At 74.3% G+C, this 14,658-nt stretch carries 12 protein-coding genes and 1 tRNA gene; 4 read left to right on the top strand and 9 right to left on the bottom strand.

What is annotated here, in order from left to right; genetic code table 11:
- The first annotated feature begins 315 nt into the window (after positions 1 to 315).
- Positions 316 to 1,539: a M6 family metalloprotease domain-containing protein gene (locus tag FHS38_RS00610; protein WP_184731001.1), complete on the top strand. Its 1,224-nt coding sequence runs from the start codon at positions 316 to 318 to the stop codon at positions 1,537 to 1,539.
- A 72-nt stretch (positions 1,540 to 1,611) separates the two neighbouring features.
- Here FHS38_RS00610 and FHS38_RS00615 read toward each other — a convergent pair.
- From FHS38_RS00615 to FHS38_RS00645, 7 genes are all read right to left on the bottom strand, one after another.
- Positions 1,612 to 1,685 (bottom strand) — tRNA-Lys (locus tag FHS38_RS00615).
- Between the two features lie 88 nt (positions 1,686 to 1,773).
- Positions 1,774 to 2,460 carry a bifunctional DNA primase/polymerase gene (locus tag FHS38_RS00620; protein ID WP_184729555.1) on the bottom strand — a complete coding sequence of 229 codons (687 nt, stop codon included), beginning with the start codon at positions 2,458 to 2,460 and terminating at the stop codon, positions 1,774 to 1,776.
- 146 nt (positions 2,461 to 2,606) lie between these two features.
- Positions 2,607 to 2,975 carry a DUF8844 domain-containing protein gene (locus FHS38_RS00625; protein ID WP_184729557.1) on the bottom strand — a complete coding sequence of 123 codons (369 nt, stop codon included), beginning with the start codon at positions 2,973 to 2,975 and terminating at the stop codon, positions 2,607 to 2,609.
- Positions 2,976 to 3,452: 477 nt separating this feature from the next.
- The gene (locus FHS38_RS00630; protein WP_184729559.1) at positions 3,453 to 4,814 is read right to left on the bottom strand and encodes an AAA domain-containing protein; all 1,362 of its coding nucleotides are present in this window, start codon (positions 4,812 to 4,814) and stop codon (positions 3,453 to 3,455) included.
- A 43-nt stretch (positions 4,815 to 4,857) separates the two neighbouring features.
- Positions 4,858 to 6,438, bottom strand: a complete 1,581-nt coding sequence (locus FHS38_RS00635; RefSeq protein ID WP_184729561.1) for a hypothetical protein — start codon at positions 6,436 to 6,438, stop codon at positions 4,858 to 4,860.
- Between the two features lie 175 nt (positions 6,439 to 6,613).
- The gene (locus FHS38_RS00640) at positions 6,614 to 8,086 is read right to left on the bottom strand and encodes a hypothetical protein (RefSeq protein WP_229821908.1); all 1,473 of its coding nucleotides are present in this window, start codon (positions 8,084 to 8,086) and stop codon (positions 6,614 to 6,616) included.
- Positions 8,007 to 8,996 carry a phosphatase PAP2 family protein gene (locus FHS38_RS00645; RefSeq protein WP_184729563.1) on the bottom strand — a complete coding sequence of 330 codons (990 nt, stop codon included), beginning with the start codon at positions 8,994 to 8,996 and terminating at the stop codon, positions 8,007 to 8,009. The genes FHS38_RS00640 and FHS38_RS00645 overlap by 80 nt, the downstream gene beginning before the upstream one ends.
- Before the next feature lie 266 nt (positions 8,997 to 9,262).
- On the opposite strand from FHS38_RS00645, the gene FHS38_RS00650 reads away from it, so the two are divergent.
- Positions 9,263 to 9,856, top strand: a complete 594-nt coding sequence (locus FHS38_RS00650; protein WP_184729565.1) for a histidine phosphatase family protein — start codon at positions 9,263 to 9,265, stop codon at positions 9,854 to 9,856.
- A gap of 202 nt (positions 9,857 to 10,058) precedes the next feature.
- Here FHS38_RS00650 and FHS38_RS00655 read toward each other — a convergent pair whose 3' ends face one another.
- Positions 10,059 to 11,528 (bottom strand): NsdA family TPR-like regulatory protein, encoded by a 1,470-nt coding sequence (locus tag FHS38_RS00655; protein WP_184729567.1) that lies wholly within the window; start codon positions 11,526 to 11,528, stop codon positions 10,059 to 10,061.
- A gap of 265 nt (positions 11,529 to 11,793) precedes the next feature.
- Here FHS38_RS00655 and FHS38_RS00660 point away from each other — a divergent pair, with 265 nt between their 5' ends.
- Complete coding sequence (locus FHS38_RS00660; protein ID WP_373301763.1) at positions 11,794 to 12,240, top strand: hypothetical protein; 447 nt, start codon at positions 11,794 to 11,796, stop codon at positions 12,238 to 12,240.
- A 77-nt stretch (positions 12,241 to 12,317) separates the two neighbouring features.
- Positions 12,318 to 13,187 (top strand): spermidine synthase, encoded by an 870-nt coding sequence (locus FHS38_RS00665; RefSeq protein ID WP_184729569.1) that lies wholly within the window; start codon positions 12,318 to 12,320, stop codon positions 13,185 to 13,187.
- 30 nt (positions 13,188 to 13,217) lie between these two features.
- Here FHS38_RS00665 and FHS38_RS00670 read toward each other — a convergent pair whose 3' ends face one another.
- Positions 13,218 to 14,654, bottom strand: a complete 1,437-nt coding sequence (locus tag FHS38_RS00670; protein ID WP_184729571.1) for a GH1 family beta-glucosidase — start codon at positions 14,652 to 14,654, stop codon at positions 13,218 to 13,220.
- Positions 14,655 to 14,658 lie beyond the last annotated feature (4 nt).

Consider the following 14,658-nt stretch of genomic DNA (forward strand, 5'->3'; position numbering starts at 1 on the left):
GTCGGGGGTATCCCGTGCTGGAAATGTGGCGATCATAGGGCTCGCGCAAGGACCGTTCCAGCGTCCCTCTCGTGAGGGCCCGAACCGCCGTCCCTGGTTTGTCCGTTTTTGCATGACCGTGCGCGCTCGTGCCTGAGTCCGGGTGTCCGCGTCTTCTCCATTGACCGTCAGTGACTGAGTGTGATGTACCCAGAAGTCGGCTTAGTCACTCGACTGGGGTAGTGGAACAGGGCATATCACCACAAACAATCAGAGGGTGGGTGAGGTGTCCCGAATCCGTCTCCGGAGGTCGACGTGGTGCGTCCGCAGACACCCATGGGAGTGGACCGGCAGCCCCGCTGGCGCCGTGCCGGAGCCGTGGTCACCTCGATGTGCGCGATCGCCGCCACGACCGTCGTCGCCGGACCGGCGCACGCGGCGGGGCCCGGCGGGCCGTGCGCGCTCCCCCGTAGCCAGGCCCACCACTCCGAGGGCCTCGACACCTGGAACCCGGCCTACCCCCGCCCCGTCGGCCACCTCGACGCCGTCATGGTCTTCCTGTCCTTCCCCGGCTCCCGCCCCCGCACCACCCCCGCCCAGCTCGCGGCCGACCACTTCCCCGGCACCTCCCGCTTCTTCGACCGGGCCTCCTACGGGCGGTTCTCGCTGCACCCCCACCCCGTGAACCGCTGGCTGCGCATGCCGCGGTCGGCCGACTCCTACCGGATACAGCGCGACTGGGACGGCGACCGGCGCGCCGCCTATCTGCGCGACGCCCTCGCCGCCGCCGACCGCGTGGTGGACTTCGCCCGCTACGACCTCGTCTACCTCGTCGCCGACCCCGACGCCCCGGGCGTCGACTCCGACGCGACGAAGGTCGTCAACCTCGACCGGCCCGTCCGGGTCGACGGCACCGTGCTGCGCCGCATCGTCACCGTTTTCGAGCACCACCCGCCGGACCGCAACGTCCTCGCCCACGAGACCGGGCACGTCCTGGACCTGCCCGACCTCTACCACCGGCCCACGGACGGCAAGGGCGACTGGGACACCCACGTCGGGGACTGGGACCTCATGGGCAGCCAGTTCGGGCTCGCCTCGGACCCCTTCGGCTGGCACAAGTGGAAGCTGGGCTGGCTCACCTCGCGGCACGTCCGCTGTGTCCGGTCCGCCGGCAGCAGCCTGCACGCCCTCCACGCGCTGGAGGCCCCGATGACGCCCGGCATCGACTCCCGGACCCGGATGATCGTGGTCCGCACCGGCGAGACGAGCGCCATCGTCATCGAGGCGCGGGGCGCGTCCGGCAACGACACCAGCACCTGCTCCGAGGGCGTGCTGGTCTACCGGGTGCTCAGCGACACCGCCTCCGGCGGCGGGCCCGTCCAGGTGCTGGACGCGCACCCCGACAGTCAGGCCTGCTGGGGCGAGTCCGTCTACCCACCGCTGGCGGACGCACCGCTGCGCGCGGGGGAGTCCCTGTCGACGGGCCCGGACGGGGTCCGGGTGCAGGTGCGGGAGCGGACGGCCGACGGGGCGTGGACGGTCGCGGTGGAGCGCGAGTGAGGGCCGGGCTCCCCGTGCCGCACGGGAACACGACGAAGGCCCTCACCGATGGTGAGGGCCTTCGACTGTCTGTGCGCCGCCAGGGACTCGAACCCCGGACCCGCTGATTAAGAGTCAGCTGCTCTAACCAACTGAGCTAGCGGCGCCTGCTGACGTGGAAGACTTTAGCACCCTGCTCCGGTGGAACGAAAATCCGTAGAGCCGCGCGCGGCCGCAGCCCGGGCGGGCCCCCGTTCAGAGCGGCGCGGGCGTGCGCACGAGGGCCGACGCGGCGACGGGAGCGGCCTCGGTACCGTCCCCACCTGCGGCCTGGTCCGCCGCCCCCTCGCGGGCGGCCCGTACGCACGCCCACAGCAGGACCTCCGGGCCCGGGAGCCAGGGGTGCCGCACCTCGGGGGCCACCAGCCAGCGGGAGACGGGAGCCGTCGGCTCGTCCTCGCCCGGCGGGTAGAGCGCGGGGGCGGTCACCGCGTCGCCCTTGCCGTGGCACAGCAGCGGCGGCACGGCGCGGGACCACTCCTCCCAGGCGAGCAGCGCGGGCAGCCGCTGGGCGGTGCCGGGGGCGGCGAACAGCAGCAGCCGGCCGCGCTGCGCGGCGACCGGGCCGGAGCCCGGGCCCGCGGACCATAAGCGGTCCAATAACCGGCGGCCGAACAGCGCCGGCGCGCTGATCACGTCGAACGCCGTGCCGCAGGGGAGCACGACCGGTGCGCTCGGCTGGTCGCACCACAGGGCGTGGACGCTCTGGGGGGAGGGGCTGGCCGAGGCGAGCCAGTCGGCCCCGGCGAGGGTGACGTAGGCGGCGGTCGCCCGGTGGGGGGACTGGCGAGGGGACTGATGAGGGGCTTTGCAGGAAGCCTGATGGGGGGAGGTGCGGGGGTGCGGGCGGGCGGGGCGCGGGTCGTGCGGCCAGGAGCTCATGGGTCCTATATTCAGCGCCATCTCCGGGGCCGCTGCCAGGAGTTGGCCGAACTCGGGACAAGGTGACGGGGGGTGCGCTACTTTGTGCGCCGCATATGCCAACGGCCCATGATCGAGGACCATGGGCCGCCGTGGCCACCGGGCGGTCAGTCGACCGCTCTGCCGCTGCGCAGCAGGTCACGGCCGAACTCGACCATCTTCTTCGTGTAGTCCTCGCTCCACTCGGCGCGCGCCGCGATCACGGCGGTGGGCAGCCGGTCGAAGCGCCGGGGGTCGGCGAGCTGGGCGGCGGCCACCGCCTGGTACTCCACCGCCCGGTCGGCCGCCGCGCGGAAGGCCAGCGCCAGCTCGGTGGAGCGGGCCAGCAGCTCGCGCGGGTCCTCGATCGACTCCAGGTCGAAGAAGTGCTCGGCCTCCGCGACGGCCTCGGGCGGCTCGAAGAGCAGCTGCGCGGGCTTCAGGCGGCGCGGCCCACTCTCACCGCGCGCGTCGGGAGCCGACTGCGGCTCGCACATGTACATACCTCCAGGATCGTCTCCACCGCCATCCATTGTCCTGCGCCGCGCAAGTACGCCCACGGGCTAGGGGTTCCCACGGGGGTTTCGGCCCCGGGAGCCGTGCCACTCGGTGGTCGGACCAGTGGTCCCAGTGGGGACCTCGCCGCCTGCTGCCCGTACGGGCCGCCGCCGGCGAGTCAGGCTGCGGCCCCTGTTCATGGCCGCCAGGCCACGCGGTGGTCGGACCAGTGGTCCCAGGTGGACATCATCGCCTCCCACCCGTCCGGGCTGTTTCCGTCGGCCGCCTGCGGCGGCGTGCCGGACTCCGTCCGGCGAGTCAGGGGGCAGCCCCTGTTCATGGCCGCCAGGCCACGCGGTGGTCGGACCATTGGTCCCAGGTGGACATCATCGCCTCCCACCCGTCCGGGCTGTTTCCGTCGGCCGCCTGCGGCGGCGTGCCGGACTCCGTCCGGCGAGTCAGGGTGCGGCCCCTGTTCATGGCCGCCAGGCCACGCGGTGGTCGGACCAGTGGTCCCAGGTGGACATCATCGCCTCCCACCCGTCCGGGAACTTCACCGTCACTCCCAGTTGCACGGGCTCCGCCGACGGGTGCTCGTCCAGCAGGCGGTCGACGCCTGCCCGGCACACCACGATGCACGCGTGCCGGTGCCGGGAGGCCAGCACGCACAGCCGGCCCGTCTCCAGGTGGAACGCCGTCGCGTCCGGGCGCCCCGACAGCGGATGCAGCATCACCGTCACATCGAACTCCCGGCCCTGGAGCCGGTTCGCCGTGTCCACCGTGACGCCGGACACCCCCAGCCCGGCGAGTGCGGCCCGGACGGCCGCGGCCTGGTCGCGGTGGGCCGTGCCCACCGCGATGCGGTCCGCCGTGAGCGGCACCGGGTCCGGCGACCGCTCGCTCGTCGCGACCCCGCCCCGGTCCAGCAGCCGCCGCACCACCAGCGCCACCGCGCCGACCGCCTCCGGGTCCGTCCGCGGCGTGTGGCGGGCGGGCAGCTCCAGCAGGCCCCAGCCCGACTCGGCCGCCTCGTCCAGCACCCGGTCCGGGCCCGAACCGTCGGAGGGGACGCCGAAGGCCAGCCGCCGGTCGCCGTGACCGGTGCCGCTGCGGAAGGGCGTGTACGGATAGAAGGCGTCCGAGACGAGCGGCGCGGCGGACGCGGGCAGCCGCCAGGACACCGGCAGCCGGTGCTGGGGCAGGCCGGGGTTGTGCGCCAGCAGCGTGGTCACCGCGCTGGCGGACGGGTCGTACGACAGCCCCGCCCACTGGGCCGAGCCGTCCGGGCCCACCACGCTGAACGGGTCCAACTGGCCGGGGTCGCCGACGAACAGCGCCCGCTCGAACAGCCCGGCCACCGCGAGCAGCGCGTCCGAGCGCATCTGGTACGCCTCGTCGACGATCGCGTGGCCCCACGGCTCGGTGACCTTGGTGTGCGCCCACTTCGCGGCCGTGGAGACGACGACGTCGAGCCCCGCGAGCTCCGCGGCCTTCGCGGACGTCACGACGGACGCGAGAGCGTCGAGCGCCGGGTCGTAAGGGCGCGCGTCACTGCTGTGCAGCCGCCCGACGGGCAGCTCCGGGTCCTGCTCGGCCAGCCGCAGCACCAGGTCGTCGACCTGGGCGTTGGTCTGCGCGACGATCATCAGCGGCCGGCCGGCGGCGGCCAGCTCGCGCGCGGCCCGTACGACCAGCGTCGACTTGCCCGCACCCGGCGGGGAGTCCACGACGACGCCGCGGTGCGGGCTGTGCAGGGTGTCCCGCAGGATCGCGTCCGTCGCGGCGGTGGCCGCCGCCGCGGGGTCGAACGACGCCGTGCGGGGTGCTCGCAGGGTCACAGGGCCACCCGCCGGGCAGGGGCGGGCGGCATCCGGTACTCGGTCACAGGATGTCCTCCGCGGTCACCGGGTCGGGGCCGTCCTCCGACGTGCCCGGCGGGCCGCCGTGGGTCCAAGGCGTCTGCTCGGGGTCGGGCAGCTCCGGGCCGCCCCGGGGAGCGTGCTCGAACAGAGTCCAGCACACGTGGTCGCCGGGGACCGGCACCGACCCCGGGTCGGGGACCTTGCCCCGGCCCATGCCACCGGTCAGCCGGACGGTCAGCGCGCCCAGCCGGTGTACGACGAACTCGGCCGACTGCGCCTTGCCGTCCGCCAGCGCACGGTGCACCTTCGCGCCCTCGGCGACGTGCGGGCCGTCGTCCGTCCGGACCGTGACCAGGGGGCGCGGACGCGGGACCTTCGCCTGCGAATACTCCATGACGACCTCGGTGACCTCACCCGCGAACGCCTCGCCGGCGAGCCGCCGCGCCGCCATGACCAGCGGATCGTCCAGCGCCTCCTGGGCCTCCAGCTGCGCCTGCGCGGTCTCCCGCGCCGCGAGCTTGCGCGCCGCCGTCACCGCGTCGTCCCGCTTGGGCTGCGGCGGCTCCCCGGCCCGTACGCGGTCGCGGTGCGCGGTGTACGACCAGCGGTCCCGCTTCCACCGCTCACCCACCCTGGCCCCCTCGGGGAGGGCACGCAGCAGGTCGACGCCGTGCCACACCGCGTCCCACGTGGGGCGCAGCTGCGACGTGAGGAGGGCGCCGATCTCGTGCTCGGCGCCGGCCAGCGCGTCCCGCGCGGAGGGGTGGTACGGGCCGGCCTCCAGGACGTCCGCCCGCGCCCGGTCGTAGCGGGCGACGGCGGGCGCCAGCCGCTTGTTGTCGAAGACCGGGTCGGTCGAGGGGCCGGCGGGCGGACAGAGCAGCAGCCCGTCCGGGCCGCGCCCGAGCTCCGCGCGGACGGCCGCCTCCGCGCCCGTCGTCCCCGCAGGGGGATCGATCCAGGCGAGCAGCGCGCCCAGGTGCTGGTCCTCGAGGTTCGACTGGCCCGTCGCCCAGTGGCGGCCCAGCAACTGCGTCATCGGCAGCAGCAGCGACGAGCCGGGCACCCGGGCCCGCTCGCCGAAGTGCGTCAGCCAGCGGCCGAGCAGCGGCACGCGCGGGGGAGCGGGGTAGGGGGTCTCCGGGTCCTGCTCGGCGGTACGGCGGAACCGCATGGAACGCCCCAGCAGCCGTACGTACTCGACGCCCGCGCCGCTCGGCACCAGCAACTGCGGGGCGTCGGCGCACAGCTCGACCTCGACCGGCACCTTCTTGCCCGTCTCCGGGTCGGTCTCCTTGCGCTGTTCCGCGACGACGTCGTCGGCGAAGGATTCGATGTACGGCAGCACGGCCTCGGCCAGCTCGGCGAGGAAAGCGGACCGCAGATCCCGGTCGCGCGGCTGCGCCACCATCAGCAACCGCGGCGCGTCCCGCTCGGTCCCGACCAGCGCGCCGAGCGGCGCCCCCGCCTCACCGGCGGTCGTCAGCGGCACGAACACGAGCGGCCGCCCGGCCACATGGCGATGCCGCACGGTCGCCATCGGCCGCGCCCGCCCCTCCCGCACCGCCTCCAGCCGCGCGAGCGTGGTGATCAGCGACATGCGGCCTCCGTACGGGTGCGCGGCGCCGCTGCGGCGGACGGGCCACAGGCGGGCGTGCGATGGGGGCGCCCGGGCGGGCAGTGTTCCGAGGCGCCGGCCCCGGCGCGACCGCCGGCGTGCCGGCCCGCGTCGGCCGGTGCGTCGGTCGGTGCATCGGCCCGCGTCGCCGGGCGGGTCACGACGCGCCTCCGGCGCCCGGTCCGGTGCCGCAGCCGGCCAGTGCCTCCGCGCGCAGCGCCGCCGCGCGGCGGAGGGCGGCGACGGTGGGGTCGGCGGGGTCGCCCGTCTCCCCCAGGGCGGCGGAGAGGACCGATCCGACCGTGGTCAGCGCGCCCAGCTCGCCACGCACCCCACGGCCCAGCGTCTCCACCGCGCCGGCCTCACGGGCCCGCGCCCGGCAGTGGAACGCCAGCTCGCACGCGGCCAGGCACTCCGGTGCGTAGGCCGCGCCGACCGACTCGACGGCGGTCGCCAGCTCCGCGGCGGGCCGGGTCGCGGTCCGGCCGTCGTCGGCCAGCCGCAGATCGAACGTGGTGTCGGGCGGCAGCGCGGCGGCGATGTCCTCGACCCGGGTCAGCCGGGCCAGCTGACGGCGGGTGGTGGCCAGCTGCTTGCGCACGTCGACGAGCTCGGCGGCGGGAAGGTTGGAGAAGTCCTTGGGGCAGACCAGCAGGATGTGATGGCGCACGCGCGCGGCACGGGTCCGGCCGGAGACCGGGGCGTCGTCGGGGTGGCTGCGGGCCGCACCGTCCGCACCGGCGGGATGCGGTGCGGTGGCGTGGCTGTCCTCGGGGAGGGCGAGCGGCCGCGCGGGGCCCGTGTCGTCGTGCTGCCGGCCCTGTGTCCGGTCGGCGACGGTCGCCGGATCGTCCGCCCGGGTGTGGGCGCCGGGCCCGCTGCCCGGGTTGTTCTCGTGGCCCAGTGGACGCGCCACCCCGTCCTCGTCGTCGCCCGGCCCGGAGGGCATGGGCAGGCGCCCCGCCACGTCCTCCAACGCCAAGGCGTACACCGCCGCCTGCCGCGCGGCCGCGCCCACCTTCGACGTGTCGGCCGCGCCGTCGATCATCGCGAAGGACTTGATCTCCACGACGGTCCAGCTGCCGTCGGGGTGGACGACCACCGCGTCCGGTTCCAGATAGACCGGGGTGCCGGCGACCGGGAGGGCCAGCAGGGGGTGGTCCAACAGCGTCCACCGGCCGGCGGCCGTGGCGTCGCGCAGGGCCAGGGCCGTCCGGGCCGCGCGGCCCTCGGGCCCGACGGCCGACAGATCGGGGGCCGGGGCGGGGTCCGGACCGGGCTCGTGCGAACCCTCGCCCAGCCGCTCCCGCAGCAGACGGATCAGCTCCGCGCCGCCGTCGCCCTTGACGCGGGCCTCGAAGGCGTTGCCCCGCACGAAGGCGAACTGCGACTGCCCGAAGGTCGCCGGCGAGCCAAGGGCCCGGGCCAGCGCGCCCTTGTCGATCCCGGCGCCGTCGAGCAGCGCCCGGCGGTGACAGCCGGGGTTGGCGGCCAGCGCCGCGAGGGCGCGGGCATCGAGCGGGTGCGGTGCGACGGCCGGGCCGCGCAGGTCAGCGAGTCGCTGCCGCAGCCCCGTCGGGGTGGCTGTCGACGGCCCCGCCGCGGGCCGGCTGTCGAGGGATCTGGTCACTGGCGTCCGCCTCGCGATGTCTCTCCGGCGCCCCCGGACGGTCCTCCGGGGCCCCTGCTCCGGAGGGCGTCGACCGGGGAAGCGCTGTACCCGCCGAAGTCTCGCACCCGCCACTGACACTCGCGGGCGTCTCGGTGGTTTCCACGTCGGCCGTCGCCCGGAAGCGAGCCTTGATCCGTTCGACGAGCCGCAGCACCGGACGGGCCAGCAGGAAGCCGACGCCCATCACGACGGCGCCCGCGACGGCGTCCAGGAAGTAGTGGTTGGCGGTGCCCATCACGATGATCGTGATGGCCAGCGGGTAGCCGACACCCGCGATCTTCGCCCAGGTCGTACGGCCGTAGCGCCACAGCACGACGCCGCACCACAGGGCCCATCCGACGTGCAGGCTGGGCATGGCCGCGTACTGGTTGGTCATCCCGCCGAGCCCGCGCGGGGCGCTGGCTTCGCCGCCCCACCAGCCGTAGGAGCCGTACTGGGCCATCGTGTCGACGAACCCGTAGCCGGGGTCGAGCAGCCGGGGCGGGCAGGTGGGCAGCAGGGTGAAGCCGATCAGCCCGATCAGGGTGGAGACCATCAGCCACGTCCGCAGCGGACGGTAATCGGCCGGGCGGCGCTTGAAGAGCCAGACGAGCAGCGCGGGGGTGAGCAGGTAATGCAGCGACGCGTAGGCGAAGTCGGCGGGTATGCCGAGGGAGGCGTGCTCGGTGAACAGCCGGTTGAGCGGGTGTTCGAAGTTTATTCGGAACGTTTTTTCAAGATCGAGAATTGACAGGCCGTGGTCGACGGCTGATTGCACGTCTCCCCGGACCAGCAGCCGCCCCGCCGAGTACGCGGCGTACACCACGGCGATCAGCGGCAGCTCGGTCCACCAGCGCGGCCGCTTCCCGAGTGGTGCGGTGCGGTACATCCGGACGCTCTCCATGTGTTCAGGCGGCCAACAAGCGCGCATGCAACCGTACGGTGTACGCCACTTGGCTTGCACACCGCCCCGTGACTTCTCGGTTGCACCCTGTTTGCCCGCTGTTGTGCGGTGGTCTACGGGTCGTGAGGAAGGAGACGCCTGAATTGCCCACAGGGTTGCCTGTGAAAGGGGTGAGCGATGATGGGGGTGGGACGAGCGAGTCTGTCGTTCTGTCGCCAAAATCACCCAAATCTTATGAAGGGGGCCCCTCCATGGCACCGCGCATCCTGCTGGCCCGGCACGGACAGACGGAGTGGTCGCTCTCCGGCAAGCACACCGGCCGTACGGACATCCCGCTCCTCGACGAGGGGCGGCGCGGGGCCAAGCTGCTCGGAGAGCGGCTGCACCGCGAGCCGTGGAACGCGCTGCCGGGCGTCGAGGTCCGCACCAGCCCGCTGGTGCGCGCGAAGGAGACCTGCGAGCTGGCGGGCTTCGGTGACCGGGCCACGTCGTGGGACGCGCTGATGGAGTTCCACTACGGCGCGTACGAGGGCATGACCCCGGACGAGATCAAGGCGGCGCGGCCGGGCTGGCTCATCTGGCGCGACGGCGTCCCCGAGGGCGAGACGCTGGCGGAGGTCGGCGCGCGGGCGGACGAGGTCGTGGAGTGGGCGCGCTCGGCCGACCGTGATGTGCTGATCTTCGCCCACGGCCACATCCTGCGCGTCATCGGCGCCCGCTGGCTCGGCCTCGACGTCTCCTTCGCCTCCCGCATCCGCCTCGACCCGACCTCGCTGTCCATCCTCGGCTGGGCGTACGGCGCCCCGGCGATCGAACGCTGGAACGACACGGGGCACCTCGCGTAGCGGTACGAGGTGACCCCGGCTTCGCGCTCGGCGCGCGGCCTGTGCGCGGGTGTCCTGACGACGGCGGCCCGGTCTTGCCGCCTGCGGCGGCGGGCGCCCTGCGGGCGCGTCCTCAATCGCCGGACGGGCTTGTTGTGGCTGAGCTCAGCCACCAAGCCCGTCCGGCGATTGAGGACACCGCCGCGCAGCGGAGGTGCACCCGTCAAGCCGGGCGCGCAGCCGACTGGCGTGACAAGAAGGACGCCACCACGGGATCGCGTTCGTACGGGCGCAGCAGGCGGGCCGTGGAGGCGAGCATCGCGCGGATGCGTGAGGAGCGGACCTGGTCGAGCAGGTCCAGGACGCGTTCGCCCGCGGCTGCCGCCTCGTCCGGGCGGCCGGCGCGGGCCAGGTCGCCCGCGAGTTGCGCGGTGAACAGCGCCGTGTTGCGCGCGAAGTGCGAGTCCTGGAGGAAGACCGCCTGCCGCGCGTGCTCCACCGCGCGCGGCCAGTCGCCGAGCACCGACCAGCACTGTGCCTCCAGCCCCTCCAGTTCCGCCTCGCCGAAGAACGTCATCCACTCCGGGTCCGTCGCCCCCGTGCCCCGCCCGAAGAGCGTGCGCGCCCGCAGCAGCGCCGCCTCGCACGCCGGACGGTCCCCGAGCCCGGCCCAGCCGCCGGCCTCGCGCAGCGTCAGCAGGGACATCAGCCGGGTCGAAGAAAGCTTCCGCCCCGCCCGCTGCGCGGCCTGCGCCGCGCGTACGGCCTCTCTCGGCCGGTCCGCGTCGCGCGCGAGGAACGCGGTGTTGCAGAACGCGTGCGCCTCCAGTGCCGCGTCCCCCGCGACCCGCGCGGTGGCGAGGGCCTCCGCGTAGTGGGAGCGGGCGTCGGCGAACCGGCCCGAGTCGTGGGCCAGCCAGCCGACCGAGATCGCCAGCTCGCCCGCGCTCGCGTGCAGCCGGTCCGCGACCGACTGCCGCCGGGTGCCCGCGTCGAGCAGTTCGTACGCCACCCGCAGGGGCTGCGCGGCGCGTCGGTAGAGGCCGTCGCCGCCGTGCCGGTCGTCGAGGACCCGGATGCGCCGCACCGCCCGTTCGACGGCGGAGGCCTCGGCCTCACCGACGCGGCGGGGCGGGCGGGCGCCGGGGACGCCGCCCAGCGAGGCGGTGGCCACCGCGGCCGTGCCGCTGGTCATGAACGCGCGACGCAACACGTCGCTCTCCTTGGTGCTGTCCGACCGGTGCCGGTCGAAGGGGTTGTCCAGGTGGAACTGGTGGTCGTGGTGCGGCGGATTATCGAAGGGGTCGAAGGGACTGCCGGCGTGGCCGCCGGCGATTCCGTCCGAGGGGGCGGAGCCGTGGGGCGCTTCGGGGATCTCGGATTGCGGGGGCGGCGTGCGTCCCACGTCGCGCGCCCCCCGTCCGCGTACCGCGTCCCGTGGCGCGAAGCCCATGTCCGCTGGCTCACGGCCGGGGAACATGTGCCGGAACACCCGTTCGTAGGCGTAGTTGGGGCAACGGATCTCCCCGGATTCGACACGTCCGATGTAGCGCGCGTCGCAGGAGACCTGCTCGCCGATCTCGCGGGCCGCACGCCGTACGGCCGCCGCGAACTCGCCAGGTGAGCGGTGCCCTCGCAACTGCCGGAAGGCGGTGTTCGGACGGGGTGACGAGGATGCGTGGGACGACGCCATGGCCGGACCCTCTCCCTGGCGAGTGCCGCCCCGCGCGTGCTCCGGGGCGGGCGGCTGTACTTGCCTTTGCGGCATGAAAACCGTACCGGCTGTGAGCCGTTCACTACGCTCGGTTTGGCTACAAAACGGATATCTCACGCACCATCCGCCATGAACTGCCATCCTTTGCGGCGGCTGTGCGCCGTAGCCGTTGACGCGATGGGGCGTTGGAATCCTTGGAGTGCGCTCGACGCGGAGTGCCACGGCGGAGGAGGCGTTTCCCTTGGTGGAGGCCGGAGTGGACATCGGTGGTTCGCGTACGACGGCCCTGCACCGGCCGCGCCAGGACCGCAGCCCGTTCCCGTACCCGCCCGTGACGTTCGACGACGCCGGCCCGTGCGACCTCGTCACCGTCCCCGCCCGCCAGGGCCTGGAGGCGGTCGACATCCTGCGGCTGCGCGACGGCGTGGGCCCCGTCCTGCACGACGGCACCTGCGACACCCTCGGCTTCCTCGTGCCGCCCGGCACCGCCGCCGGCTGGGACGTGCCCGGCAGTGCCTGTACGCAGACCTACGGCTGCGGACCCCGGGGCGTCGCCGAGACCCCCGTCACCGGCACCGGCTGGCTGGTCCCGCCCGACGTGGCCTTCACCGCTTCCACCGACCCCGCCGTGCTGAGGGCCGCGCTCGGCGAGGCGGCCCGGACGATCGAGGCCGTCGACCGCTGCCGCTAGCCCGGCCGCACTGCCACCGGACCGGAACGCAACGGGCCGCCGCGCGGGCCGCCGGGGCCACGGGCGATACTTGCCAGGTGGCGAAGGGCAAGCAGAAGCAAGGGCGCGGGCGTACCGCGGAGCCGGTATCGGCGCAGGTGGCCGGCGGTCTGGCGGAGCTGGTGCCCGACCGGGACCGGCCGCGCGGCCGCACCCTCCTGATCGACGGGGCCCCGCAGTCCCATGTGGACCTCGACGACCCCGCGTACCTCGACTTCGCCTATCAGCGGCGCCTCGGCCACATCGCCGACCTCGTGGCACCGCCCGGCAAGCCGATCCAGGCGCTGCACCTGGGCGGCGGCGCGTTCACCCTCGCCCGGTACGTCGCCGCGACCCGCCCCCGCTCGACCCAGCAGATCGTCGAGATCGACGCGCCGCTCGTCCAGTTCGTCCGCACCGAGCTGCCCCTGGACGGCGGCTGGCGGATCCGGGTGCGCGGCGGCGACGCCCGGGAAGGGCTCGCCAAGGTGCCGGACGGCTGGGCGGACCTGATCATCGCCGATGTCTTCAGCGGCGCCCGCACCCCCGCGCACCTGACCAGCGTGGAGTTCACCGGCGAGGTCCGCCGGGCTCTGCGCCCGGGCGGCTTCTACGCCGCGAACCTCGCGGACGGTCCGCCGCTCGCCCATCTGAAGGGGCAGATCGCGACCGCGGCCGCCGTCTTCCCCGAGCTGTGCCTGACCGCCGACCCGGCGGTGCTGCGCGGGCGGCGCTTCGGCAACGCCGTGCTGCTGGCCTGTGACCGGGAGCTGCCCGTCGCCGAGCTGACCCGGCGGGCCGCCTCCGACCCGCACCAGGGGCGGGTCGAACACGGCCGCGCACTGGCCGACTTCACGGGCGGCGCGGCGCCGGTCACCGACGCCGCGGCCCGGCCCTCGCCGGCGCCGCCGCCCGACGCCTTCGCGTAGGGCGGTGCTGGAAACAGCGCCGAACGGCGTTCAGAACGGCGGGAGTTGCCCGCTCCGCGCCACCTGGGAGTACCACCGGGCACTGGACTTGGGTGTACGGGCCTGGGTGGCGTAGTCGACGTACACCGCGCCGAAGCGCTTGCTGTAGCCGTACGCCCACTCGAAGTTGTCCAGCAGCGACCAGAGGAAGTAGCCCCGCACGTCCGCGCCGTCGGCGATCGCGCGCCGCACGGCGTCGAGGTGCGCGTGCAGATAGGCGATGCGGTCCGGGTCGTGCACCACGCCGTCGCCGTCCGGCTTGTCGTCGTAGGCGGCACCGTTCTCGGTGACGACGAGCGGCAGTCCGGGGGCCTCGCGGGCGAAGCGGGTCAGCAGGTCGTAGAGGCCGGTGGGGTCGACGGACCAGTCCATCGCGGTCCGTTTGCCGGGCGGTTGGTGGAAGGCGACGCGGTCCGCGCCGGGCCAGGGGGACCGCTCGCCGCCCCCATGGCCGTCCGTGCGCGAGGGGCGGCTGTCAGTGGTGCCTGATACCACTGTGGGTGCGTAGTAGTTGATGCCCAGCGCGTCGAGGGGGTGGTTGATGGTGTCCGGGTCGCCGTCGTACACGAACGACCAGTCCGTGATCCCCGCCGTGTCGGCCAGCAGGTCCTCGGGGTACACACCGTGGAGCATGGGATCGGTGAAGATACGCGTGGCCAGGGCGTCGACGCGGCGCGCCGCGTCCACGTCCTCGGGTGAGGCGGTGCGGGCCCTGACCGCGCTGGGGTTGAGGGCGACGGACAGCCGCGCCCGGCCGGGGAGGGCCGCGCGCAGCGCCGCCGCGCCGAGACCGTGCGCCAGGTTCAGATGGTGCGCGGCACGCAGCGCCGCGACCTCGTCCGTACGGCCCGGGGCGTGCACCCCCGAGCCGTAGCCGAGGAAGGCGCTGCACCAGGGCTCGTTGAGGGTCGTCCACAGCTCGACCCGGTCGCCCAGCGCCTCGGCGACGAGGTGGGCGTAGTCGGCGAAGCGGTGTGCGGTCTCGCGCTCCGGCCAGCCGCCGGCCGCCTCCAGCTCCTGCGGCAGGTCCCAGTGGTAGAGGGTCAGCATCGGCTGGATGCCGTGCGCGAGGAGGTCGTCGACGAGGGCGCGGTAGAAGTCGAGGCCGTGCCGGGAGGCCGGGCCCCGGCCGGTGGGCTGGACGCGCGGCCAGGAGACGGAGAAGCGGTACGCGCCCAGCCCGAGCTCCGCCATGAGTGCCACGTCCTCGTGGTGGCGGTGGTAGTGGTCGGTGGCGGTGTCCCCGGTGTCCCCGCCGAGGACCTTGCCGGGGATGCGGGCGAAGACGTCCCAGATGGAGGGGGTGCGCCCGCCCTCCCGCGCGCCGCCCTCGACCTGGTACGCGGCGGTGGCCGCGCCCCAGAGGAAGCCGGGCGGGAAGTTCACGGACGGGGAGGGGGATGTGGAGGGCGAGGAAGAAGGGGTCATCGAA

Source organism: Streptomyces netropsis (assembly GCF_014203545.1).
Lineage (GTDB): Bacteria > Actinomycetota > Actinomycetes > Streptomycetales > Streptomycetaceae > Streptomyces > Streptomyces netropsis.